Raw genomic sequence first — 25,218 nt, 5'->3', positions numbered from 1 at the left:
ATTTCTTACATTTAAAAACTGCCCCGGCTCCCACTGTATGACGTGCCGCCTTTCGTAACACCGCCATCGCTGCCGCTGTCTTTATCTGATGGTTTTCTTTCTCTTGTTACAGTCGTTCTAATATAAGTGTCGTATTGATCAATCACATCAGACGTACGCTGATCCATATATGTATTTCCATTAACCGTTACTTTGCCGCCTGCATGATAAAGCATGATTGAAACCGCGATTCCCCCGACTGCGATGGCAGCAATCAGCTGAAACCACCATGTAAAGAATATGTTGTCGGGGTTTACTCCCGGTTTTATGCCCATATCTTTATAGGAAAGCTGAATATATGTCTCAAAAGCTTTAAAATAATTTTCATTGGATAAATCAGATGAAATCGTATTTCTGATGCTATTGAGCCTGCTGTTGTCCAAATACTGTTCGGCTTTTTTGAAGCCTGCGATAAACACTTCTCTGTTTGTCATATCAATGGTCAGAATGGCTGTACTGCCTTTTCCGTAACGATCATAAAAATCGCCGGTATAGTCAGCAATATCTTCACCGTTTGTGCTTTTGGTCGTAATAATGATGAAATCAGTGTCTCTCTTTGCACCCAGCTCTGCTGAGAGAGATTCAAGTTTTCCGATCTCCGCTTTTGACAATAGATGAGCGCGATCGTACACATGCTGCTGCGATTCAGAGGCTCTTGCCGCTTCGATACCCAGTAAGGGCATCATGATGAAAACAGCCAGCACAACAAAGATCGCTTTCCCAAAAAATCCACGCATCAAAATCCGCCTCCCATCATCAATGAGACGAGCTTCAACGCAAGAAATGTCCCGCCTGCTATTCCGCTAAACCATGCCGCCACTTTTCCTCGACTGATCGGCGGCTTTCCAACAACCTTTCCTGTTTGCCCGTTCATCGCAAAGATATGCTCCGCTCTTTCATAATCGTAACTGACCATCCAAACAGGAAGCAAAACGTAAAAGCTGTTCACGTTTTTCGTGTGAATATGTTTGTCCCTCACATTGACTGACGTATATCCGGAAAAAGTAGAATGGATGTATGAATCTATATAACTGCTGATTTTCTCTTTTGCCCTCGGAAAAAGCTCCTCATCGGTATAATTGTACTTTTCCGCAATATAACCGGCCAAATATGCCGTTTGAAAGTCCTTCAGCTCTTCGTATGAATAAGGCTCCAATTTGTCCATTAATTCGTCTTTCATTTTTTCAGAGGCATCGACAGGGATTTTCAAATAATCGAGATTGATATCACGAAACGCTTCAAAGTGCTCTGTTTCCGTGCAAATATAATCCCCTTCTTCATACCGGTGGACCCGGGTACAGTTTGCTCTCACCTGTACTTCACTATTTAAATCAAACATCCAAAACGGAATATACATGCCGGTGATGCTTTTAATGCGATCGGCAGACATGAAACCTCTTGGTGTCAGAAGGCCTTTTTTGCACCACTTTCGAAATGCCTGCTCCGCTTCTTGTTTACTGATTGTAAATGGGATGACCTTCGCCGGTGCCAAATGACCTGATAATCGATCGGCAAGTATTGCAGCACCCCCGCAGAAGCTGCACGTCGTTGCTGTCGTTTCAGCTTCCGTGATCAAAACGGCGCCGCAGTTTTCACATTGATATTCTTTTGCTTCATCATCAGAAAACCGTGCCGCAATGTTTTCTTTCGGAAGGCTTTCAATATTGTCCTGTCTTCCGCAGCTGCCGCAGGATAACGAGCCGGTTTCACTGTCAAATGCCATATCACTGCCGCAGTTCGGACACTTATAAGATATTATCATTACCGTTCCCTCTCACATCTTATGATAAAATGACGCCGCAGCCGAAAGCTACGGCCTCCTATGTATTACTTATCGAGCATCATTTTCGCTTTTAACGCCGCAAGTTCATCATCAACCTGGCTTGAACCGCCAGTGTCATACTTTGCAGTCAGATCAGCCATATCATCCTGCGGAGCGCTGTTCAGTTCAGCCATTGCATTGGCCTGATCAAGTGCCTTATTTACTTTGTCCTCCATTCGGCCGAATGCAGACATTGATTGGCTTGTACTTGAAACAGAAGCGCCCAGTTTGTTCATTCTTTCTTGCGTTTTCGCTACTGCCCACTTCGCCTTGATCATATTTTTACGTGCTTCCAGCTCTCCAATGTCAGATACCAATTTGTCATGCATCTTTCTCATCTGTGCGGCATTGGTTGCAGCAATTTGATTGGCCGCCTGCAGCTCAGAAAGCTTTGACTCCAAAGATGTTTTTCTTTCAAGAAATTTTCTCGCATCGCTCTCACTCCCGGCTTGCAGCGCCTTCATTGCATAGCTTTCCATCTTTTCCATATCCGCCTGGCACTCGTGATATTCTCTTTTTGCTCTCTGCTCCTCAGCCATAACAGCTGCTGTTTCTGCCTTAACCTTAGCCAAATCGCTATTCATATTTCTTAAATATTGATCTACCATTTTCTCCGGATTTTCAGCCTTGTCCAATAAAGCATTGATATTCGCAGACATAATATCTTTAAATCTTCCAATGATACTCATTATATCGTTCCTCCTAAAGCTAATTCGGTAACCCTTGTTACATATACTATTTATTATCGTTAAAAGTTTCACTTTTTTAATAAAAAATGACATTCCAAACAAAAAATACACAACTTTTTACCCGAACAAAAATGTAAACAATAAAAAAAGATGCCTCCAAAAGTCCAAAGACTTTCAAGAAACATCTTCAATGTTTACAAAGAAACTTCAATCTCATCCAAGCTCGGCAGTGCATCAATCGCTCCAATTTTAGTGCACACAAGAGCTCCGACCTTATTGGCAAATGCCACAATCTCACGCAGTTTCACAAAATCAGCATCTACAGATTGAATCTGATCCGTGTTTGCCAATTGATATAAAGCCGCACCGACAAAAGCATCTCCCGCCCCTGTTGAATCGATTGATGTCACCGGAATGCTTGGAATGATTTCACGGTCTTTTCCATTGGAAAGAAGCGTTCCGCTTTTCCCAAGTGTCACAGCGACAATGTTGGCTCCGATCTCATGAAGGATCGCAACTCCCTTTTCATGATCCTTCACACCGCTTATAATCTCAAGCTCCTCGTCACTGACTTTCACAAAATCACTTACAGCGATCGCTTTTTTCGCAACACTTACAAACTCTGAGACTCTTCCCCTCCATAAATCTTCACGGTAGTTAGGGTCAAACGAAATAAACTGTCCATTGTCTTTCGCAATCGACATCAGCCGTAAATAGGCTGAGCAAAACGGATCCGATAACAGTGCCGTCGCAGAGCCGAAATGAAGGATTTTCGCTCCGTTTAGTTTTTCCTGGTCAATATCCTCCAGCGTAAACAAAGCGTCCGCGCCTCTATTAAAAACAAAGTCACGCTCTCCATTTTGTTTTAATGAAACAAAAGCAAGCGTTGTAGGCGCTTTCTCATCCATCACCAGCATAGAGGTATCGACGTGTACAGCGTCCAATGTTTGCTTCAGAAAATACCCAAACGGATCCTTTCCTACTTTTCCGCTGAAAGCGGCGTCTCCGCCCAGCTTGGCAATTGCTGCCGACACATTCGCCGGTGCACCGCCCGCACTTTTCAAGAATTGGCGCCCTTCCATTAAATCAACGTCAACATCGGTACAAAAGAAATCAATCAACAACTCCCCAATACAAACTACAGAATGACTACGCATATTATCACACTCATTTATAAAGTCTAGATTACAGTCTCAGTATATTACTTTCTGCCATAAATACAACATTGAATATTAAAAATTTTACATATATTTATCTCGCAGACCTTTGCTCCAGCTCAGAGATGATGTGTTTATATCTTTTTTCCGTTAAAGGATAGAAGGCGATAAGAATAATAGAAAGCAAAATGAAAAATCCCGGAATCAAAGCATTCATATTTTTAATCGCATTCAATGACGCAACTGTCTGGTCTGTATTCGCCACATACCCGGCGATCCCTAAATAAATGGCCGAAAATGACCCGGCTAATGCAACACCCAGCTTATTAATAAAGCTCATGCTCGAAATCACCACACCATCCGCGCGAATTCCGGTTTTCCATTCCGCATAATCAACACAATCCGCAACCATTCCCCAAGCAAGCGTATTTAAAGGCGTTGTGAAAAATCCTGAAGCGAAAAGCCAAATGAAAATGAGTGTAATGGAAGAATACGGCGTAAAATGCAGGCCGGCATAAGAAATAAGCGATAGAGCTGCCGTGATGATCATGACTTGTTTTCTGCCCCACTTCTCAGAAAAGAAAGGAATAAACAAATTGCTGATCAGCGCTGCTCCGAAAAATAAAACGGTGCCCATAAACACGAACTCTTTATGGTTTACGTTATACGTAAAATAATACACCATCGTGCTGAGCTTAATATTAAACCCGATCGCAAAAGTCAAAAATGATGAAATTAACATAAGCAAGGGTTTGTTTTGGAATAAAACGGATAACGTCTTTTTGATCCCTTGTTTTTTTCTCTTTTTAGGCTGAATCCGCTCCCGGACAGTAAAGAAACTGAATAGATTCAAAACAATGCTGACCGCTGCGTAGATGAGCGCCGTCATTTGAAATCCAAACGCCTGATCCTCTCCTCCGATAGCAGTTGCAAGCGGTGTCGCACAGGAAATGGATAAAAGAATGCCGATATACACCAAAATCATCCGGGTTGTGGTCAGAACCGTCCGTTCCTCCACAGAATTCGTCATCCGCCCCGTTAAGCTGTTCACCGGAATCGTTTGCATACTAAAGGACATCCCAAGCAGAATATAGGTGATATACGCATATACCATATTTCCGGTCTCACCGAAATGAGGCGTCGTGAAACATAAGAATGTGAATAGCGCAAAAGGAAATGCCACCCACAGCAAATATGGCCTTGCTTTTCCCCACCTTGTATTTGTTTTATCTAAAATCAGTCCCATTATCGGGTCAAAAATAGCATCCAGCACACGCACAACAAGAAACAAAGTTGCGATCACCGCAGGCTGAATGCCGCCGACGTCTGTATAATAGAATAATAAGTATGCGTTTACAAACTGAAAGATAATATTATACGACATATCGCCGAATCCATAGCCGATTCGTTCAAACCAGGAAAGTCCGGTGCTGGATTTTGACTGACGCTTCACTTTCATTGCCGTTACTTTTTCTGTTTCAATCATATTTCCCACCCCAAGAATCCGTTTTCATTTCCAGTAAACAAGAGGGAGAATACGAAGATCCTCCCTGTTCACTCAGCGATTTGGATACACCATCACTTTTAAACATTCATTCTTAAATTGAAGCGCCCGCTCCATCGCCTCTTGTGTCTGCTCCAGCGAATATTGATCCGTTACTAGATGCTTCGTGTCCACAACGCCGGAAGCGAGAAATTCGATTCCCTTCGGATACGTATTGGCATAACGGAAGATCCCGTAAATATCAATCTCGTTATCCGCAATAAACGGCACATTGAGCGGAATCTCGTTCTGTGAAGGCAAACCGATAATCGCCAATTTTCCGCCCCGGCGCACAGAAGCCAGTGCGGATTGCAATGCCGCTGGATTCCCTGCTGTTTCCCAAGCAACATCAACGCCTCTATCATTTGTGATCGTTTTAATCTCTTCAAGTGCGTCCTGTTCACGTATATTAATAATATGAGTCGCTCCCATTTTTTTCGCAGCCTCTAACCGCAGCGGCTCTAAGTCGGTCGCGATAATTGTGCCTGCCCCAAATGCTTTAGCTGCGGCAACAGCCATTAACCCAACAGGGCCCATCCCCATAATCGCAATCGTTGATCCGGGCTGAAGCTTCGTTCTGGCCGCCGCATGGATGCCGACAGAAAACGGCTCGATCAAAGCAGCATCTTCATAAGAAAGTGAGTCTGGGATTAAAAAAACAAAGTCCTGACGCATTTTAATATATTGGACAAACGCGCCGTCTACCGGCGGTGTAGCCAAAAACTGTACATCCGGGCAAAGATTATAGCGCCCTTCTTTGCACGCTTCACAGCGTCCGCACGTAACACCAGGTTCAACAGCAACGCGGTCACCGACTTTGAATTGATCGACAGCTGATCCGACAGCGGCAATTTCTCCCGCGCACTCATGTCCGAGGATAAATGGCTTCTCCACTACATAGTTGCCTATTCGGCCATTTGTATAGTAATGCAGATCCGATCCGCAAATCCCGACAGCCATCACCTTAATCAACACTTCATCATGATTGATGTCAGGCACAGGCACTGTTTCGATTTTGATCTCTCTTGTGTTGTTCATAACAGCCGCTTTCATGTTCTGAGGTACTGTGTGAGTCATTTGGCAAGTTCCTTTCTTTAGAAAATAAAATGTAAGTGCATACATTTTTGTTTTCTCTGTTACTGCCCCCATTTTATCTGCTTTTCAAGACGTTCAACAGCCTTTCCTGCTGTATAAAAGGACAGCGACACTGTACTTTTATTTTTTCATATACAAAAAACGCTGGATTGATAAAATAGTACTAATAGGAGGTGCAGGCTTATGGCTGAACTTGAAAACCGAAAACAATTTGCACAACTGCTGGCACCTGGCGTCAAAACGCTAAAACTTCATCCTGATTATAAAGTCAGAAGGAAAAAGAATGAAAAAACAGGACAGTCTTACATAGATAAAATCGCACTCCAGCTGGGAGTCTCCCCAAACACGATCAAAAGCTGGATCGGACAGATGGGGGCAAACTACATTCCCGGAAGAATCGACGACGGAAAACTGTTCGGAATGATCTGGATCATTCTCGAAAAGACCGACTTGGATATCGAGTGGTTGACCGACTTGCTGGAAGCCACCACTATCCCAGTCATCAAACCCGCATTGCCTGTATGGGCAGCGTCTTGTTTGAAAAAAGCAAAAACACTGCGAAAAGACGGGTCATTCGGGGCTCCGAGTGAAGATGAAATTGAAAATGTAGTAAAACGGCTGTTTCATGACAGACCCGGCCATGAAACGAATGCGCTTACAGAACAGCCTATCACGCATAATTTACCCTCACGCTGGTCCGGACGCTTTATCGGACGCAGCTTTGATATGGAAGCGATACGGCAATGGATGCTTTCTCCGTCACCAATCTGTTTAATCACCGGTTGGGCTGGTATGGGTAAAACCACAATCGCTCTTGAAGCCGCCTATTCCTGTGTCGACGATACTTCAGATTGGCCGGTGTTCAACAGTATCATTTGGGTCAGCGCTGATTGGAAAGGATTGAGCTTTAGCGATTTTTTAAATACGATCGCCTATCAGCTCGGACGCACAGAACAAATCGATAAATCAATCAATGAAAAACGATTCGTCGTCCGCAATGCGTTAGCTAATTACACTAGAGAAAAACCGATCCTGCTGATCGTTGACAGCATTGATACTGCAGAACGTGACATTCATGAATTTATCACCAGCCTTCCGCAAGGCGTGAAAGTTCTCCTCACAGCGCGGGAAAACGTAAAGCAAACCTATCGAGAAAGCTTCGGAGAAATGACGGCCATCCAGCTGAGCGGCCTTGACCAAACAGATGCCCTTGAATTTTTTCAGCAAGAAGTGCACCGCTGCTTACAAACATGCAACCTCCCACGTAAACGGGAAAAGCTGGAGCAGCTGATACATCTATCTTCTGACCTGAAAAACGAATTCATTTCAGCGACTGCCGGAAACCCGAAAGCCATGGCACTCAGCATCGCCTATATATCAGACGATGACATCCCCGCTCAGCAGCTGATACATGAACTTGGAAAAGCAGGCTACTCACTGCTGGAATTGTTTGAATTCCTCTTTGGCCGCACCTGGGACAGATGCAATGAAGATACGCGAAAGCTATGGCAGACGCTTTGCTTTTTCAGCAAGCCGCCTGATGAAAAAAGCCTGGCGGCAGCCGCCGGATTAGACGCCCGCCGTTTTCATTACGCTATGGAACAAATGCGGTCATATGCGGTGATTCAGCCGGAACGAAGCGAAGGAAGGACACAATACTTAGCGCACCAAACCGTTGTCGCTTACGGAGAACAGCACTTGTCCGAACAGCACGAATATGAAAAAAAAGCCCGCAATCGCTGGGCGCACTATTATGTTGATTATGCCGAAACCCATTTAAAGCGGGAACAGCCCAACTCTATCTATTGGAGCTATCTGCTGGGACGGAACTTAGACCAAATGAAACAAGAATGGCCAAACATCTTAAAGGTCATCAGATGGGCAAGTGAAACCGATCAAAAAGAAATCCTAATCGAAATCATCACCCGCATTAGCCATTTTCTAAGCAGAATCAACCTGCCCCTGCGAATCGAATACGGACGCAAAGCGGCCGACGCCGCCCATCACTTAGGCCAACACACACGAGAAGCGTACTTCCGAATCGACACCTCAGGCTGGGCATTGATGGAAGTCAATGATTTAGACGGAGCGCTTCAGCAAATAGAAGCCGGGCTGAAGATTCTTGAACAATCAGACGCTCACGATGCCTATGATCTAAAGGTTTGGGGACACGCACTCAAAGCAAGGCTGTTTTTAAAAGCCGGGCAACAGGAAAAAGCAGAGACCATTTTAAACGAAATCGAAAATCAACCGATTTCCCCTACCATTCAACACAGAGTTCTATTGGTCCGCGGTGACTTAAGCTTTGTGAGAGGTTATCATGTAGAAGCCATTCAATTATACGAAGCGGCAAATGAGATAAGCTCCACGTACGGCGGCGAAAAAACGATAGAAGCCTATTTCAATCTGGGTGTCGCTTACGTGAAATGTGGTCAATTTGAGAAAGCGGAAGAAGCCTTTGAGCAAATGCTCTATGACAAACATAACGCCAATCAGGTTGAGTTGATCTATTATTTTTACGGGATGGCGCAGCTGTTGTACCGTAAAGGAGAGAAAACGAAAGCGATGGAAGCTAATCAGAGAGCGATTCGTTTGATTGATTCGTGGGAGCCTGCGATTGGGATTCGGGGAGAGGTGGAACGATTGGATATTGTCTTTTAAAAGATAAATAAATTGTAGCTAGTTGTATGAGCTTTAAAAAATACCCATGTCCTGGTTGTTATTAAAGATAAAAAAGGTATCTTATCAGTACAGCAACTGATTAAGCTACCTTTTTTGAATAAATAAACATTTCATAGAACACAAATTCAAAAGTGAACTTTTTAACAACAAAAGGTTAATACTTATTACATCAGCATTAATGCTGTACTGTAATATAATGTTTTAGTTCACCTGACCAATATCTTCCACCCCAATCTTGTGCAACATGCACATCATACTTTCCTGCTGGAAGATTTTTCGTTGAAAAACTCACACGAAAATTGCGTGAACCAATACTATGCCAGAATTGTTTTCTGGTTATTTCTTTTCCTTTATTGTTTGATAAAATTACTGCAAAACCATTATCTAAATCCCTAGCCAAAGTACCAGTAACCACAATAGAAGTAGCTCTTTTCGAATATGTATTAGCATCTGTTTTAAATTTGATTGTACCTTTCGAATCCATAGCTAATGCTTCTGACCCACCTGCAAAAATGACAACCCCTAAAAGAGCTGCTGTAAACAGGATCATTACTAACTTTTTCATCTTTAGAATTCCTCTTCTCTTTTACTATTTTAAATCCCTACTTACAATAACATATTTTTCTAAAAAAACGAAGGTTTTTCCACATCTTTCTTCTAGGATATAATTAAGTTTGATAGAAATATATCGATCTTAATGCAAACTTAAGATTCTTTTTGAACAAAATCTGCTTTTAACCTATTTGAAATGAAGCTTAAAATTTGAAGTATCATCTATAAAGCTTTGACGAGGTGTCCAATAAATCCATATACACGAATAAAAGAAAGTGCTAGACAAATAAACTTTTATAAATTTCGAAAATTTACCCACTACTTCCTCATGCTCTCTATTGAAAAAATTAAATTTATAGGTTTCTTATATTTCATGAACCTTAATATAGAGTATTTCTGAGTTGTAATAATATCTTTAAACAAAAATGGATTTTAACAGATTTGTACCTGCTTTCAAAATTAAATTGCAAATACATGCTAAAAAAATAATACAGAAGAATTCCTAAAACATATAAGTATCTAAATTCATGAATAAATGTTATCTTAGCATTCGGATGAAATCAACAGCCATACTTCGGTATATCTAGAGTCATTCAATTAAACGGAACTTAGTACAATAAAACCCAAATTGGTAAACTCAGCTTGTATAGAAACAACTTCTCCACAAGCCTTTTTGTTTTATAAAGATTTCTTTAATTGAAACAGAAAAAAGCTCCCATATACTATGATCTGCTTGGTTAGGGAGATGTGAGTAATCACGTTAGGCGGGTGAGGAAGAATTTGTTCGCACACATTTCTTTAGCCTGCTCGTAATAAAGAACAAGTGATTGTTTTCACCTGCAAAATGCGCGCTATTTTTTCATAGAATTTTTTCCTGAGACTTTAAATTGGTTTTTTCCAACCTCTTCTTTTCTTATGGTCTTCTCATACATGCTGGGTGATGACTTTTCGACAGTTCTTTGACTTTGTGCGGTTCTAAAGCAGCGGGTATTATGAACATATTTTAGAATTGATCTATATCATCGATAGCCTTTTCGGTCAGTTATTGTGTATGTGATTTTTGTGTATCTTTTCGATTTTTTACCTTGTGCATTTACTCTTGTTGGACATTGGCTTTAAGATAAGTGAAGACATGTCCGCCCATTATATTATGATTGATGGCCTAAAGTAAAATTTTATCAAAAACATCTTGTAAGTTGGTTGTATTTTTATAAAGATAGTGTATTTCTTCCAGTTTATAGTAAGCGGTGCAGAATATTATATCGTCGTTGATATTCAAATTCAAGAAATCATCTGTTACGCCCTATTATAATAAATTTATCTTTAGGACTGTCTATCTAAACGGATACCATGAAGATACCCGTAAATATCATTTGAATGAAATCCCAGATTCCTTTATTTCACCATATTAGGGTTTAACTTAATAATGATGAAAAAGATTTATGTATCAATCAATTTTTATAAAACAGGTGAACCTCTTTGTACGATTTGCTTAGGCAAATCAAATTCAGCTTATGTCGGGAAGAATTTCTTGTGTTAATATTAAAAAAGAAACCAACCTTTGAATTCTACTATTTTTTAAAAATGGATATTTCATTGAGTAATAAAAGGGCTGTCGAGTTTTTGAGAGCTTAGTCTTACTTTTAGTAATCTTTTATAGCTTTGGCATACATCTTAAATTTTAGTTATGACCAAATGTAGTATGGTTATACATATCGTTACTTCCCCACTAAACCCGCCATCAAAAGGCCTGCTACAATCAATAATAAGAGTAAAAGAATACAAAGTGCTAGGATAAAAATAGAAAGATACTTAGCAATCCCTTTAGGTGCTTTGAATGCTAGAATACTCCCCACAACTATTCCGAGAATTCCAAGCGCCCAATGGATGTGGGGTAGAAAACACAATGTGAATAACAGGATGATAAATGACACTATCCCTAAATATTTCCTCATGTCTCCCCCTTTCTCTTTCCTTCCATTAAATCAAAAAGAAATTTTAACTTATAATTTGTTGTATATTCTTAAGATCTTAAAATATAGAGTACCATATTTTTTGAGATATATGGTACTCTACTCTAAGTTTTCTATTCACTTGCTACAAGGTCTAGTATTTTATCAGCAAAAGCATTTGCAATAATTTCTCCCTCTTCTTTCGTATAATAAGGGACTTCCATTTGCATTGAACCCCTTAGGGCTACCCTTGCCGCTGTAATATCAGGATTATCTCCAATCATGATATTACTCGCATTCAGTCTCAAATTATTTTCATTACTATTAAATTTATTTTTATAAAATAGCTTATATCTTGAGAAAACAAGACTATTATAATACTCTTGAACTGCATTTAAAATTGGCTTAGTGTCATTATTAAATAAAATTTGTGAGATGTTAATAGCATCAATATCTCCAAGGAAATCCGAATTATCAAAGTTACCAGCCGATGTTCTTGTATCAATCAAGTCGTAAGCAGCTTTATATGTTCTTGTTTCATTGTCGCCGCTATACTTATCTCTATTTTTATATACATCTGCAGCAACAGTAAATAAATCACCACCCCACCCTGCTAAATCTTGCTGTGTAGTTCCAACTAACGGAAGATTCGCATACAATAAAGCAGATAATGTAGCCATAAGATGAGGAAAATCAATAACTTCAGATTTTGAAACGGGATCAGTTGCATAGACAAAACTATTTTCTCCTACAGCATTAATAACATACTCCTCAAAGTCTTTATCAAATTGTCCAGAAGTTAATGTCCATATTAATGATTCATATCTTTTGCGGCGATAATAGTTGGTTGTAAGCTTATTCGCTTGATTAATGTCATTGTTTGTAAATTGAAGTCCTAAAAGTTGAATTTCATATAATTGCTTGTATAGCTCTTGATTGAGATCAGTTGAGAAATCAAGACTTGAAGCCCCATTATCCAGTCCCGACTTAATATTATTGTCTATTTCAATTTTACTGTCTTCTGAACCAACACTAATAGTTGAAATTTGATCGAATGCCCAATTTTTTGGCAATGGATAGCCTAAATTTGCACTAAATCCCGTGGACATATCACTTACAAAACTGGTTGTTGCCCAACCTTTCTCCGATACTTGACTGCAAACATTCCGGGCTCCATATATTCCAACTTTGTAACGGTTCCCCAGATATTTCATTTGTTCATTAATACCCTTAAAGTGTGGAAGAATTTTGTTAGTTATATCATCTCCTAAAGCGTCAAAATCCACGGCAAAATATATTGTTGTTCCATTTTTAAATCCATAATTTTTGGCAGCTGTAAAAGCATCTTGAGCATCTCTTTTCCCTTGAGCTTCACTGAAATGTCTAGAATTATTCCCATAAGCTTGATATATCGGAAAAACAGTTAAACCAGCATTAAAAATAGTTTTTAATTCGCCAGGTTTTATTTTTTTCTCCAATCCTCCTGGAATGTCTACAAGATAACGACCAATAGTTTCATAGCCTGCATTTTTTAAAGCTTTAGCTCTAGCAGGCGTAACTTCTGTTATACAATCACAAGCTGTTCCCTTGCGATTAGGATCTCCTTTACTCTGCAACAAAGAAAGCCAAGTTTGTTTTCCTGTAACTCCATCGGCTGGCAACTTAACAAACTGTTGGAATTCACTTACTACATTTTTTAATAGTGTGCTGTACTGTCCATTGAAATCTCCTGGATTGAAATCATTTACATATAATGCATATTGAAGGAGCTTAACAAAGTTTGCATTAGTATTCCCTATGCTCAGGGTTGGTAAAAGGTTGGTCGTAGAAGGCCCTATTGATCCCGTTTGTAGAGAGGGAGCAATTCCCTCTTCTGTTTGAATACCGTATATTAAAGCTTTATTAGTCCCTCTTTGGTAGTAACCATCACATGGTTGGACTCCAGATGTTTTGTAATATTTTGAATTAAGATCTCTTTGCATTTCTCTAATTCTAGAATTACCACCAGATGTGAGCACATAAGCATCCATAGTTAAAAATGCTTTAAATATATAGGAATAAACTTTCCCGTCACGAATAGGCAGTCCCGCATCAGTTTGTAATTTAATTACTGCAGCTTTAGTCCCTTCTCCAAAAGTTCCTGTAAATCCAGTTGGATTGTAACCTTTACAATACATTGCTCCTTGAAGAATTAGTACAATTCTTTTTCCTTTGTCATCAGTAGGCACACGCCCAATTTCCATTTCTCCCCATGATTTGTACGCCACTTCAGTTCCTGGTCCAAAATTATCAGCAGGTGTAGAGATTCCAAGTTCAATCTGCAAAGCCCTAGTTAAAGCATACATCGTGGACCAACCAGTTTTCCCACTTTCAGGAGCTGGAACGAAGCCAGGCTTTCCTGAATAAGCAGCATTTACCCATAGTTGTACTTTCTGAATCACTTCATCCATTATGGTCACCTCTTTCATAGTATTCATATCTAGGTGGCAAGCGTATGACAAGAAAACCCTTCTCAGTTGAGAAGGGTTTCATCATAATATGGCAAACTTCATCAATAAGCTTTTTTGCAAGACATTTTAAATTAATACCTGCAATTTTTGAAGAAGTAAGCGGAGTCAACAATAAAATATATACCTACTTTTCACCTTATAAATAAAAAAGATGCTTCCTCTAAAGTCCAGTAGACTTTTGGAAGCATCCTCAATGAATGTTATCTTTTTGTTATTTATGCACGGGTGATGAAAAACGCTCAAACCCTTGGTATATCAAGGGTTTTCGCCGTTTGATTACATCATGCCGCCCATACCGCCCATGCCGCCCATGTCAGGCATTCCGCCGCCAGCGTTTTCTTCTGGCTTGTCAGCGACAACGGCTTCAGTTGTTAAGAACATTGCAGCTACAGACGCAGCGTTTTGAAGAGCTGAGCGTGTAACTTTCGTTGGGTCAACGATACCTTTTTCGATCATGTTTACCCATTCGCCAGTTGCAGCGTTGAAGCCTACGCCGATTTCTTCGTTTTTGAGGCGCTCAACGATGACAGATCCTTCAAGACCAGCGTTGTGCGCGATTTGACGGATTGGCTCTTCAAGCGCGCGAAGCACGATGTTGATACCTGTTTGAGCATCGCCTTCAGCTTCAACTGCAGCGACTTTGTTATATACGTTTACAAGCGCTGTACCACCACCGGATACGATGCCTTCTTCAACAGCTGCGCGAGTTGAGTTCAGGGCGTCTTCGATGCGAAGTTTACGCTCTTTCAGCTCAGTTTCAGTCGCAGCGCCGACTTTGATGACAGCTACGCCGCCAGCAAGTTTCGCAAGACGCTCTTGTAATTTTTCTCTGTCGAACTCAGAAGTTGTTTCTTCCACTTGAGCGCGGATTTGAGTCACGCGGGCAGAAATTTTGTCTGTTTCGCCAGCGCCTTCAACGATTGTTGTGTTTTCTTTAGTAACGACAACTTTAGAAGCGCGTCCCAATTGAGCGATTTGAGTAGATTTCAGGTCAAGGCCAAGATCTTCTGTGATGACTTCTCCGCCAGTAAGGACAGCGATGTCTTCAAGCATTGCTTTACGGCGGTCACCGAAGCCAGGAGCTTTAACAGCAACTGCGTTGAATGTGCCGCGAAGTTTGTTCACAACAAGTGTTGCAAGTGCTTCGCCTTCAACGTCTTCAGCGATCAGAAGCAATGGTTTGCCTTGCTGAACAACCTGCTCAAGCACAGGTAGGATTTCTTGAATGTTTGTGATTTTTTTGTCTGTGATTAAGATGTAAGGATTGTCAAGAACCGCTTCCATCTTATCAGAGTCAGTTACCATGTAAGGAGACGCATATCCGCGGTCGAATTGCATACCTTCCACAACTTCAAGCTCAGTTGTGAAGCCTTTAGACTCTTCGATTGTGATAACGCCGTCGTTTCCTACGCGCTCCATTGCTTCAGCGATAAGGCTTCCGACTTCCTCATCAGCAGCAGAGATCGCAGCAACCTGAGCGATAGACTCTTTGCCTTCGATTGGCTTAGAAATTTCTTTTAAGTTTTCGATCGCAACCGCTACAGCTTTTTCCATACCTTTACGCACGCCTACAGGGTTAGCGCCTGCTGTTACGTTTTTAAGGCCTTCACGGATCATTGCTTGCGCAAGAACTGTTGCAGTTGTTGTACCGTCACCGGCAACGTCGTTTGTTTTGCTGGCTACTTCAGCAACAAGCTTAGCACCCATGTTTTCAAACGCGTCTTCTAGCTCGATTTCTTTAGCGATTGTTACACCGTCATTTGTGATTAACGGAGAACCGAATTTTTTCTCTAGAACCACGTTGCGTCCTTTTGGTCCTAAAGTTACTTTAACAGCATCAGCAAGTGCATCGACACCGCGAAGCATTGCGCGGCGAGCTTCTTCACTAAACTTAATTTCTTTTGCCATGTTTACAAGACCTCCTCAAATGTTTTAAGTATTGTTTATTTAAGAATTAGCCGATAACAGCTAAAATGTCGCTTTCACGTAAGATTAAGTATTCAGTACCTTCGTATTTCACTTCAGTACCTGCGTATTTTGAGAAGATAATGCGGTCGCCCTCTTTTACTTCTAAAGCAACGCGCTCTCCGCTTTCTAACACGCGACCTGAACCAGCTGCCACGATTTTGCCTTCTTGCGGTTTTTCTTTTGCAGAATCCGGCAACACAATTCCGCTGGCAGTTTTTTCTTCAGATTCTACGAGTTCAATGACAACGCGATCACCTAATGGCTTTAACAATGTAATAACCTCCTCAATAGTATGAATATGTAATTTTAGCACTCAGCACTAAAGAGTGCTAACACAATTCTTATAATAAAGAATCTCCCTTCCAATTTCAAGTGATAAGATAAAAAATTTTTCACGCTTACATCATTCTTTTCCGCTCCCTTTTCCGTTAGCTTTTTCACCCCCGTACCGATTATGTTACAATAGCTGTAGATGAACGAAACCCACTTAACAAAGGAGTACATACCATTTGAGAAAACAGTATTGGTTTATTATTTTGACATATATCATCATGCAGTTTTCCGCATTAATCGCGATTCCCTTGTTATTTAAATTCGGTTATGCCGGAGGACAGCCTACAGATGAAAATATGCTGCATGCACAAGGATTATGGTCCGTTATCAGCTTTATCGCCTGTCTCGTTGTTGTTCTGCTCATTCTGAGAACCGTTCCGAAAGAAACGCTGCGAAACGGACAGAAGGACTCAATCGGACTTTCTATCCTTTGGGCGATAGCCGGTTTTTTCATTGCCCTTTTCTCTCAGGGAATAGCAGGCTCTATTGAATATTATGTTTTTGGCATCGGAAGAGAATCAGAAAATACACAAGCGATTCTGGATGTCATTCAGGCAGTCCCGCTCATGATTATCGTTTCTTCCATCGTCGGGCCTATATTAGAAGAAATCATCTTCAGAAAAATCATTTTCGGCGCGCTGTACGAAAAAACGAATTTCTTTTTTGCAGGACTGATCAGCTCGGTTATCTTCGGTATTGTTCACGCTGATTTGAAGCATCTCCTTCTATATACAGCAATGGGCTTTACATTTGCATTTTTATATGCGAGAACAAAACGGATATGGGTGCCGATTTTCGCCCATTTAATGATGAATACATTCGTCGTCATCATGCAGCTTGAGCCTGTTCGGAATTACCTTGAACAGCAGAGCACACAAATGCAATTGATTATTGGAGGATTATTTTTATGAGAAACCCGGTAGTTTGGGGAATGATCTACTTTGCCGTAGGGTGCATCTTTACTTATCTTGCCGCAAGCTCGCCAGGCAGCATGTGGTCATTTTACTCCATCCTGCTGATGGTGTTCGCCGCTTACAACATCAGCATTTCTTTTAAGATGTTCGCCTTTTCATTTAAAATCAAAAAGAACCAAAAATAAAGAAAATCCATTTCTGAATGAGAAATGGATTCAAATTAAATCCTAAAACGGCTTTCGTTTTAGGATTTTGTCATTTTCAGCGTGGTTGAAAACCCTTGAAGTCTAGGAAAGGCGAGCATCGGAGCGGAGCGAATGTTTTCATTCGTGAGCACCAACGCACAGGCTTGACAACGAATGCGGGGGGTTTGTCAACACGCTGAATCCATTTCTCTCATGAGAAATGGATTTTTTATTATTGCCCCGAAGACACGTCCTGATCGGCAGCACTGCTTTTCTGCGCTTTCCGATAGGCGGCCTTCGATATAAGGATACTGATTTCATATAAAATCAAAAGCGGGACTGTGACCATCATATGGGACAGAAGCTCAGGCGGTGTAATCAGGGCTGCGATCACCAGCAGCGTAAAATACGCATACTTTCTGATTTTCGCCAAGAACATCGGTGTCACAATTCCGAGCCTGGTCAAAAACATGAGGATGACCGGCATTTGAAACAGCAGTCCAAACGGAATCGTCAGCTGCAGAAGAAAATGAAAATATTCATTAATTCCGATCACCTGATTGACATTCAAGTCATGAGAGATCCGCTTCATAAAATCAACAACAAAAGGAAATAAAATATAATATGAAAAAGATAAGCCCGCTAAAAACAGCAAAATAGAGATCGGAATGTAGCTGAGCGTTACTTTGCGCTCTTTCTCATAGAGACCCGGGCTCACAAAAGCCCAAAGCTGATAAAGAATAACCGGCGAGGTCAGGACTATGCCGATGATAAACGCAAACTGCATAAACACATAAAGCGGGTCTGTCAGGTTAAACGCGTTAAGCGTAAGCTGCTTCGCTTCATCTGTTTCTTGCAGATACACAATAATCGGCTTTGCTAAAAAAAATCCAGCAATAAAGAAAACGACAAACGCCAGCGCTACAATCAGCAACCGTTTTCGAAGCTCAGCAATATGCTCCAGCAGCGACATTTGATTCACTTTCATTCGTGTCATCCTAACTTACTGATCTTCTTTCTTTTTTTCCTCTTCATCACTCGTTAATCCTTTAGTAGCGTTTTTGAATTCACGAAGTGTGTCTCCCGCTGCTTTCCCCAATTCAGGCAGCTTTTTGGGACCGAAGATAATCAGAGCAACGATTGCGATAACAGCAAGGCTTCCAGGACCGATCGGCATATTTGGGCTCCTCCTTTCCCTCTATTCGATTTCCTCTAAAACTGAGTAATGCTTCAAAAAATAAACCAGTGACTGAAGCTCAACTGCTAAATCTATATGATGAATTCGAATGTGTTCCGGCACATTCAAACGGGCCGGCGTAAAATTAAGGATTCCCTTGATTCCTAATGCGACCAATCTGTCTGTAATGGATTGAGCGGCAACTGCTGGCACTGTAAGAATGGCAACTGATTCATCTTTTACGTGTTGTTCAAGGTCATCAAGGTTATAGACGGGCACGCCGCCTACCTCAGTTCCTATTTTACTCTCATTTATATCAAAAGCCATAGAAATTTTTGTGTTATTATTTTTTGTGAAATTATAGTGAAGAAATGCTGTTCCCAAGTTCCCGACACCAATTAAGATGACGTCTGTCATCTCATCCTGATCAAGCGTTTTTCGGAAAAAAGACAGCAAATAATCCACATTATATCCGTATCCTTTTTTGCCAAGAGCTCCAAAATAGGAAAAATCCCTCCGAATCGTGGCAGAATCAACCTTTACGGCATCACTGAGTTCAGCGGATGATACACGCTGTTTTCCTGACGCATGCAGATTCTTTAAAAAGCGATAGTAAAGCGGCAGCCGTTTCGCCGTCGCCTGCGGAATTTTTGATTGATCCTTATTCATTTTTGGTCCTCCAAATTATACTCGGATAGTTCTCTTTTAAAGTCACCGTTTTTCCCGCCTGTCTTCTCCAGCAAGAAAGTAGGGCCGATGACCATCCCCTTATCAAGGGCCTTGCACATATCGTAAACGGTAAGAGCGCACACCGATGCAGAAGTGAGCGCTTCCATTTCCACACCTGTACTCCCTTTCGTTTTGACCTGTGCTTTTATATGAAGTATAACTTCTGCTTCTTTTATTTTCCAGTCAAACGATATATCTATCCCGCTCAATGAAAGCGGATGGCACATCGGAATGATATTCGACGTTTGCTTTGCGGCCATAATGCCTGCCACCTGCGCGACAGCCAGTACATCTCCTTTGCCGATATCGTGACTTTGTATTTTCTCGTACACTTCATTCTTCATGTGTACGCTTGAAACAGCCGCCGCAGTACGGACAGTCGAAGATTTTTCGCTGATATCCACCATCTGGGCTCTGCCCTGTTCATTAAAATGAGAAAATCCATTCATATTAAAACGCTCCTTAAACAGATCATACACTATTTTCTTCTCTATGTCTTATATGGCCAATGTATTGTTTGCTGACTTCTGGTTCATAAGCTACACTTAACTTATTATAGCAGAGGTGAAATAATATGATGATCTTACAAGTTAATCAGCTGTCCAAATCGTTTGGTGCTGATACTATTTTAAACAATATAAAGCTGGAAGTCAGAAATCGTGATCGCATCGCCATTGTAGGAAGAAATGGCGCCGGAAAATCCACGCTCCTTAAAATTATCGCAGGCCAGCTTTCGTATGAAAAGGGCGAAATTATTAAACCGAAAGATATTACAATGGGATATCTCGCCCAGCATACTGGCTTGGATTCTAAGCTTACCATAAAAGAAGAGCTGCTGACTGTTTTTGACCACTTAAAAGCAATGGAAAAGGAAATGCGGGCTATAGAAGAAAAAATGGCGGCAGCTGCCCCGGGTGAATTAGAAAGCATCATGAAAACCTACGACCGCCTTCAGCAGGAATTCAAAGATAAAGGCGGCTATCAATATGAAGCGGATGTTAGATCTGTGCTGCATGGTCTCGGCTTCAGCCATTTTGACGATTCTACACAGGTTCAAAGCCTCAGCGGAGGCCAGAAAACAAGACTGGCTTTAGGTAAGCTTCTGTTAACACAGCCTGATTTGCTCATTCTCGATGAGCCGACAAACCATCTGGATATTGATACGCTTACCTGGCTTGAGCATTATTTGCAAGGCTATTCAGGCGCCATCCTCATCGTTTCGCATGACCGCTACTTTTTGGACAAAGTAGTAAACCAGGTATACGAGGTATCAAGAGCAGAAAGCAAAAAGTATCACGGCAACTACAGCGCTTATCTCGACCAAAAAGCCGCGCAGTATGACAAAGATCTGAAAATGTATGAAAAGCAGCAGGACGAGATTGCAAAGCTGCAGGATTTCGTAGACCGAAATCTGGCGAGAGCCTCTACCACCAAAAGGGCGCAAAGCCGCAGAAAGCAGCTTGAGCGAATGGAAGTCATGTCAAAACCGCTTGGCGATGAAAAATCCGCAAACTTTCATTTTGATATTACAAAACAGAGCGGAAATGAAGTCCTTCGTGTTCAGGATCTCACAATCAGCTATGAAAACCAGCCGCCGCTTTTAACAGAAGTGTCATTCATGCTCACAAGAGGAGAAAGCGCAGCGCTTGTCGGCCCTAACGGAATTGGTAAATCGACATTGCTGAAAACATTAATAGACACCCTAAAACCAGATCAAGGAACGATCTCATACGGCTCAAATGTAAGTGTCGGCTATTATGATCAGGAACAGGCTGAGTTGACTTCCTCTAAACGTGTCCTTGATGAGCTGTGGGACGAGTACCCCGGGCTCCCAGAAAAAGAAATCAGAACGTGTCTCGGAAATTTCTTATTCTCCGGAGATGATGTGCTGAAACCAGTTCATTCACTGAGCGGAGGCGAAAAAGCAAGATTGGCTCTAGCTAAGCTGATGCTTCAAAAAGCCAACTTTCTCATCCTTGATGAACCGACGAACCATCTGGATTTAGACAGCAAAGAAGTTCTCGAAAACGCGCTGATTGATTATCCAGGCACACTGTTATTTGTCTCACATGACAGATATTTTATTAACAGAATCGCCACAAGAGTATTGGAGCTTTCTTCAAGCCATATAGAGGAGTATCTGGGAGATTACGATTATTATACAGAGAAAAAAACAGAGCAGCTTGAATTGGAGAAAATAAATCAGCCAGAGGAAACTGAAAAAACGCCAGCTACAGTGAAGTCTGACTCCAAACGTTCCTACGAGGAAGAAAAAGAATGGAAAAAGAAAGAGCGCCAACGACTCCGTCGGATTGAAGAAATTGAAACCACTGTTCAAACCATTGAAGAGAACATCAGCCGCAATGATGAATTGCTATGTGACCCAGAAGTCTATCAGGACCATGAAAAAGTACAAGCTATCCATGCAGACAATGAGAAGCTTAATCAGGAGCTGGAATCTCTTTTGTCCGAATGGGAAGAACTATCCACAGAAGGAGATTAAAAAAGTCAAGCACCTCTTTTTAGAGGTGCTTTTTATCCACAGAACATCCCCTAATAAATAAACAAAGTAAGCGCTTTATACACACTATCCACAAAATATTCTGAATTTATCCACTTTATTAACAGCGACTTCAGCCCTTTATCCATCTATATCTCTATAATTACTCACAGACATGTGGATAAATTGTGAATTATCTGTTAATAACAAACAGATAAAAAGTCTCACGCTATTATCTCGTGAGACTTTGATAAGAAGTCAATTCGAGGCCGGGCTGGCCATTCATATCATATGCACCGCGAATTCCCTTTTCAAAAGCAATTGTACCAGCAGCAGCAATCATCGCAGCATTATCCGTGCATAAAGCTAATGGAGGAATGACAAGCGTAATCCCTTCATGCTGGGCAAATTCCTTTTCTAATGCAGCTCTGAGGCCTCTGTTTGCAGCTACTCCTCCGGCTAAAAGGACCTGTTTGACATCATATTCCTTTGCCGCGCGCGCCGTTTTGGTTACCAAGACATCGATCACACTATTTTGGAAACTGGCAGACAAATCTTCCGGAGCAATCTCTTGCCCTTTTTGGGATGCATTATGAAGCGTATTGATCACCGCAGACTTCAATCCGCTAAAGCTGAAGTTGTAAGAGCCTTCTTCAAGCCATGCGCGAGGAAGCGGAATATTGTCATTCCCTTTTTCAGCTAGCTTGTCAATTTGCGGTCCACCCGGATATGGCAATCCCATCGTCCGCGCCACTTTGTCGTAAGCTTCTCCTGCCGCATCATCAAGGGTTTCCCCAATGACTTCAAATGATCCATGTTCCTTCATATAAACCAGTTCTGTGTGGCCTCCTGAAACGACCAATGCCAGTGCCGGGAACACGATGTCTTCTACAAGACGGTTCGCGTATATATGACCGGCTATATGATGAACGCCTACTAACGGAATGTTATGTGCAAAGCTCAATGCTTTAGCGGCATTCACGCCGATAAGAAGCGCTCCCACCAGTCCCGGACCTTCTGTTACTGCAATCGCATCAATATCACTATACGTCATGCCAGCTTTGCGAAACGCCTCTTCTATAACCAAAGTGATTTGTTCAACATGATGTCTTGAAGCAATTTCCGGCACAACGCCTCCGAAGCGCTTATGGCTTTCAATTTGAGAGGCTACTACGTTTGAAATGATCTCTCTCCCGTTTTTCACAATAGCTGCAGCAGTCTCATCACAGCTTGTTTCAATTCCTAATACGTACATGTCTTTTTGCTCACTCATTTATCGTCACCCACATAATTAACGCATCTTCCCCGTTATCAGTATAATAGTTCTTTCTTATTCCGCCTGGCTGCAACCCGAATTTCTTATATAAACCTTGAGCAGGATGATTCGAAACCCTCACTTCAAGCGAAAGCCGCCTTGCGTCTTTTTCTTTGCACAGTTCAACAGCTGAGCGAAAAAGCGTTTCTCCTAAAGACTGGCCGCGATACTCTGGTTTTATCGCTATATTTGTAATCTGGGCATCATCCATCACAATCCAAATCCCGCAATACCCAACAACATGGCCGTCCTTTTCAATCACGAGATAATGAGCATACGGATTTTCCAGCAGCTCATGATAAAACGAATCCTTCGTCCAAGGAGACGTAAAGGAGGATGCTTCGATTTCGTATACGTGATCTATATCTTCAAGCCGCATATTTCTGACCGCTGCTTTTGTTTTCATCCTATCACCCTACTTTTGACTTTCAATCCATTTCGCTTCAGCTTCTGCCAGCCGCAAGTAATCCGGGACAAGCCCATGAACATCAGCTGCTTCCTTTTCCTTCCCGAGAAAAGCCAATTCTGAAGGACGCGGGTTATGCTGGGCAGCAGTTCCAATGAATCCTTTTGTTCCAAGCACATCCTCGATCATCTGCTTGTGAAGAGAAGTATCATGGCCTAAAAACAAAACAGGACGATTCTTTTCTTTTAGCCTCTCCAGCCAATCTGCCAGCATCACATTTTGATCTGGAACAACTTGCTCTAAAAGCCCATTTTTATATTGATACAGACCTGTGTACACCTGTCCTCGTCTAGCGTCAAAGATTGGGCTGATCAGACCGTCAAAATGCCGGCCATTTGCAGCAAGCGTCTCAAGACTTGATACAGCACTTATTGGAATGTCTAAAGACCAGGCAAGTGTTTTGGCCAACGTCACACCTATTCTTACTCCTGTGTATGAACCAGGGCCTTTTGCAACGACAATTTTAGAAAGGTCCTGCGGTGCCATATCACAATCATTCAGCAATGAATGAACAGCAGGCATTGCTCTTACAGAGTGGTTCTTTTTCAAATATGTAATGTATTCTGCTATAACGGTGTCTTCTCGAAGCAGCGCAATGCCTAATGTATAATTTGATGTATCAATTGCTAATATTGTCATGTCTACTTAACTCCTCACAAAGCATTTCATACCGATTCCCGACAGCAGTAAAGGTAATTTCCCGCTCATCATCACCAGCTCTTTTGATGACAATTTGCAGTCGCTCCTGCGGCAGCTGTTCTTCAATTAAATGAGCCCATTCAACGAGACAGACACCTTGTCCGTGAAAATATTCATCAAGTCCCAAATCTTCACTTTCATCTTCCATTCTATACACATCCATATGATAAAGAGGAAGTACGCCATCGTTATATTCTTTTATAATTGTAAAAGTCGGACTGTTTACAACACGTGTAATTCCCAGCCCTTCTGCAAAACCTTTCGTAAAAGTCGTTTTTCCTGCACCTAAATCGCCCTCTAATGTCAGGACGTCTCCCGGTTTAGCAAACGCTGCCGCAAGCTTGGCAATTGCTTTTGTTTCTTCTGGATTTACAGTTCTCCATTTTAATTGCTTCACACGAGTCACCCGTCTTATTTAAAATGATTATATCCCTTTTTCTCTAAGATCATTGATGTTTGATCTGTTTTTAGGATCACTTTAGATTTTGTTTTTTCCCTGACATGGCCAATCTTTGTAATGGGAAGTTGACGTGCTGCGCACTGCTGCTTCAACACTTCCCACTCCTCTTTTGAAACTGTCCCTGTCAGCTCAAAATCCTCACCGCCAAACAAAGCCCATTCTTTCCAGTTAGGATGAAGCTTAGGCAAATCAGAATGAATTGGAAGCATGCTTTCATCAATTTCAATTGAAACACAGCTGGCTTCTGCAATCTCGTTCAGTTCACTAGCCAATCCGTCACTAACATCATTTAAAGCTGCCCGTTTAAAACTCGAGCATAATCTGCCGACGCTTACTCTTGGCACAGGCCGTTTATGCCTGCGGATAAAGTAATCCGTTTCCACAGATGAGTTTTGAGGATTAGTCTCTTCCAGCAATAAAGAAAGTCCTGC

General features: G+C 41.6%; 23 protein-coding genes (1 of these 23 only partly in view). 4 read left to right on the top strand and 19 right to left on the bottom strand.

Annotated elements, in window-relative coordinates; translation table 11 throughout:
- Nucleotides 1-11 precede the first annotated feature (11 nt).
- The 6 genes from NYE49_RS03410 to gutB form a co-directional block, all read right to left on the bottom strand.
- The gene (locus NYE49_RS03410; protein WP_015252670.1) at nucleotides 12-776 is read right to left on the bottom strand and encodes a YgcG family protein; all 765 of its coding nucleotides are present in this window, start codon (nucleotides 774-776) and stop codon (nucleotides 12-14) included.
- Nucleotides 776-1,801, bottom strand: coding sequence for a TFIIB-type zinc ribbon-containing protein (locus NYE49_RS03405; protein WP_047182189.1), 1,026 nt, complete (start codon nucleotides 1,799-1,801; stop codon nucleotides 776-778). Before NYE49_RS03405 ends, NYE49_RS03410 begins: the two co-directional genes overlap by 1 nt.
- Nucleotides 1,802-1,866: 65 nt before the next feature.
- Nucleotides 1,867-2,550: a PspA/IM30 family protein gene (locus NYE49_RS03400; protein ID WP_047182188.1), complete on the bottom strand. Its 684-nt coding sequence runs from the start codon at nucleotides 2,548-2,550 to the stop codon at nucleotides 1,867-1,869.
- A gap of 194 nt (nucleotides 2,551-2,744) precedes the next feature.
- On the bottom strand, nucleotides 2,745-3,707 hold the full coding sequence (locus NYE49_RS03395) for a carbohydrate kinase (RefSeq protein ID WP_342410925.1): 963 nt from the start codon (nucleotides 3,705-3,707) through the stop codon (nucleotides 2,745-2,747).
- 94 nt (nucleotides 3,708-3,801) lie between these two features.
- Complete coding sequence (locus NYE49_RS03390; protein WP_342410924.1) at nucleotides 3,802-5,193, bottom strand: MFS transporter; 1,392 nt, start codon at nucleotides 5,191-5,193, stop codon at nucleotides 3,802-3,804.
- A gap of 72 nt (nucleotides 5,194-5,265) precedes the next feature.
- On the bottom strand, nucleotides 5,266-6,327 hold the full coding sequence (gene gutB, locus NYE49_RS03385; RefSeq protein WP_047183537.1) for a sorbitol dehydrogenase: 1,062 nt from the start codon (nucleotides 6,325-6,327) through the stop codon (nucleotides 5,266-5,268).
- 201 nt (nucleotides 6,328-6,528) lie between these two features.
- On the opposite strand from gutB, the gene gutR reads away from it, so the two are divergent.
- Nucleotides 6,529-9,006, top strand: coding sequence for a glucitol operon transcriptional regulator GutR (gutR, locus tag NYE49_RS03380; protein ID WP_174616615.1), 2,478 nt, complete (start codon nucleotides 6,529-6,531; stop codon nucleotides 9,004-9,006).
- A gap of 196 nt (nucleotides 9,007-9,202) precedes the next feature.
- Here the strand turns inward: gutR and NYE49_RS03375 are convergent, their stop codons facing one another.
- The 4 genes from NYE49_RS03375 to groES form a co-directional block, all read right to left on the bottom strand.
- Nucleotides 9,203-9,592, bottom strand: a complete 390-nt coding sequence (locus tag NYE49_RS03375; protein ID WP_047182184.1) for a hypothetical protein — start codon at nucleotides 9,590-9,592, stop codon at nucleotides 9,203-9,205.
- Nucleotides 9,593-11,665: 2,073 nt separating this feature from the next.
- Complete coding sequence (locus NYE49_RS03370) at nucleotides 11,666-13,981, bottom strand: glycoside hydrolase domain-containing protein (protein ID WP_047182183.1); 2,316 nt, start codon at nucleotides 13,979-13,981, stop codon at nucleotides 11,666-11,668.
- Between the two features lie 336 nt (nucleotides 13,982-14,317).
- A complete protein-coding gene (gene groL, locus NYE49_RS03365) occupies nucleotides 14,318-15,949 on the bottom strand; it encodes a chaperonin GroEL (RefSeq protein WP_015382926.1) in 1,632 nt (543 codons plus the stop codon).
- A 46-nt stretch (nucleotides 15,950-15,995) separates the two neighbouring features.
- Nucleotides 15,996-16,280, bottom strand: coding sequence for a co-chaperone GroES (gene groES, locus NYE49_RS03360; protein WP_003155970.1), 285 nt, complete (start codon nucleotides 16,278-16,280; stop codon nucleotides 15,996-15,998).
- A 238-nt stretch (nucleotides 16,281-16,518) separates the two neighbouring features.
- Here groES and NYE49_RS03355 point away from each other — a divergent pair, with 238 nt between their 5' ends.
- Complete coding sequence (locus NYE49_RS03355) at nucleotides 16,519-17,253, top strand: type II CAAX endopeptidase family protein (protein WP_003234069.1); 735 nt, start codon at nucleotides 16,519-16,521, stop codon at nucleotides 17,251-17,253.
- Nucleotides 17,250-17,441 carry a YdiK family protein gene (locus NYE49_RS03350; protein ID WP_003225680.1) on the top strand — a complete coding sequence of 64 codons (192 nt, stop codon included), beginning with the start codon at nucleotides 17,250-17,252 and terminating at the stop codon, nucleotides 17,439-17,441. Before NYE49_RS03355 ends, NYE49_RS03350 begins: the two co-directional genes overlap by 4 nt.
- Nucleotides 17,442-17,673: 232 nt before the next feature.
- Here the strand turns inward: NYE49_RS03350 and tatC are convergent, their stop codons facing one another.
- Genes tatC through moaC form a run of 4 tightly spaced genes read right to left on the bottom strand, consistent with a single transcriptional unit; the run spans nucleotide 17,674 to nucleotide 19,796 of the window.
- Nucleotides 17,674-18,438, bottom strand: coding sequence for a twin-arginine translocase subunit TatC (tatC, locus tag NYE49_RS03345; protein ID WP_080344162.1), 765 nt, complete (start codon nucleotides 18,436-18,438; stop codon nucleotides 17,674-17,676).
- 6 nt (nucleotides 18,439-18,444) lie between these two features.
- Entirely contained in the window at nucleotides 18,445-18,618 is a 174-nt protein-coding gene (gene tatAY, locus NYE49_RS03340; protein ID WP_003234072.1) for a sec-independent protein translocase protein TatAY, read from the bottom strand.
- A gap of 21 nt (nucleotides 18,619-18,639) precedes the next feature.
- Entirely contained in the window at nucleotides 18,640-19,287 is a 648-nt protein-coding gene (locus tag NYE49_RS03335) for a redox-sensing transcriptional repressor Rex (protein WP_003234073.1), read from the bottom strand.
- A complete protein-coding gene (gene moaC, locus NYE49_RS03330) occupies nucleotides 19,284-19,796 on the bottom strand; it encodes a cyclic pyranopterin monophosphate synthase MoaC (protein ID WP_047182181.1) in 513 nt (170 codons plus the stop codon). The genes NYE49_RS03335 and moaC overlap by 4 nt, the downstream gene beginning before the upstream one ends.
- A gap of 125 nt (nucleotides 19,797-19,921) precedes the next feature.
- Here moaC and NYE49_RS03325 point away from each other — a divergent pair, with 125 nt between their 5' ends.
- Nucleotides 19,922-21,850 (top strand): ABC-F family ATP-binding cassette domain-containing protein, encoded by a 1,929-nt coding sequence (locus NYE49_RS03325; protein ID WP_047182180.1) that lies wholly within the window; start codon nucleotides 19,922-19,924, stop codon nucleotides 21,848-21,850.
- Between the two features lie 229 nt (nucleotides 21,851-22,079).
- Here NYE49_RS03325 and tsaD read toward each other — a convergent pair whose 3' ends face one another.
- The 5 genes in view from tsaD to thiL are tightly spaced (at most 14 nt apart) and all read right to left on the bottom strand, a layout consistent with a single transcriptional unit that may run on beyond the window.
- The gene (tsaD, locus tag NYE49_RS03320; RefSeq protein ID WP_015382922.1) at nucleotides 22,080-23,120 is read right to left on the bottom strand and encodes a tRNA (adenosine(37)-N6)-threonylcarbamoyltransferase complex transferase subunit TsaD; all 1,041 of its coding nucleotides are present in this window, start codon (nucleotides 23,118-23,120) and stop codon (nucleotides 22,080-22,082) included.
- Nucleotides 23,113-23,568 carry a ribosomal protein S18-alanine N-acetyltransferase gene (gene rimI / locus NYE49_RS03315; protein WP_047182179.1) on the bottom strand — a complete coding sequence of 152 codons (456 nt, stop codon included), beginning with the start codon at nucleotides 23,566-23,568 and terminating at the stop codon, nucleotides 23,113-23,115. Before rimI ends, tsaD begins: the two co-directional genes overlap by 8 nt.
- 9 nt (nucleotides 23,569-23,577) lie before the next feature.
- Nucleotides 23,578-24,267 carry a tRNA (adenosine(37)-N6)-threonylcarbamoyltransferase complex dimerization subunit type 1 TsaB gene (gene tsaB / locus NYE49_RS03310; RefSeq protein WP_015382921.1) on the bottom strand — a complete coding sequence of 230 codons (690 nt, stop codon included), beginning with the start codon at nucleotides 24,265-24,267 and terminating at the stop codon, nucleotides 23,578-23,580.
- Nucleotides 24,248-24,724, bottom strand: coding sequence for a tRNA (adenosine(37)-N6)-threonylcarbamoyltransferase complex ATPase subunit type 1 TsaE (tsaE, locus tag NYE49_RS03305; protein ID WP_015382920.1), 477 nt, complete (start codon nucleotides 24,722-24,724; stop codon nucleotides 24,248-24,250). Before tsaE ends, tsaB begins: the two co-directional genes overlap by 20 nt.
- Before the next feature lie 14 nt (nucleotides 24,725-24,738).
- A protein-coding gene (thiL, locus tag NYE49_RS03300; RefSeq protein WP_047182178.1) for a thiamine-phosphate kinase crosses the window boundary here: on the bottom strand, nucleotides 24,739-25,218 show its end. Its footprint extends 498 nt past the window's final position; only the last 480 of its 978 coding nucleotides appear in the window; its start codon lies off the right edge, out of view; it ends in the stop codon at nucleotides 24,739-24,741.

The sequence above is a fragment of the Bacillus sp. FSL L8-0358 genome (assembly GCF_038593095.1).
GTDB lineage: Bacteria > Bacillota > Bacilli > Bacillales > Bacillaceae > Bacillus > Bacillus subtilis.
Note: the sequence above shows the minus strand (reverse complement) of the source record. Positions and strands in the feature narration are given on the sequence as shown.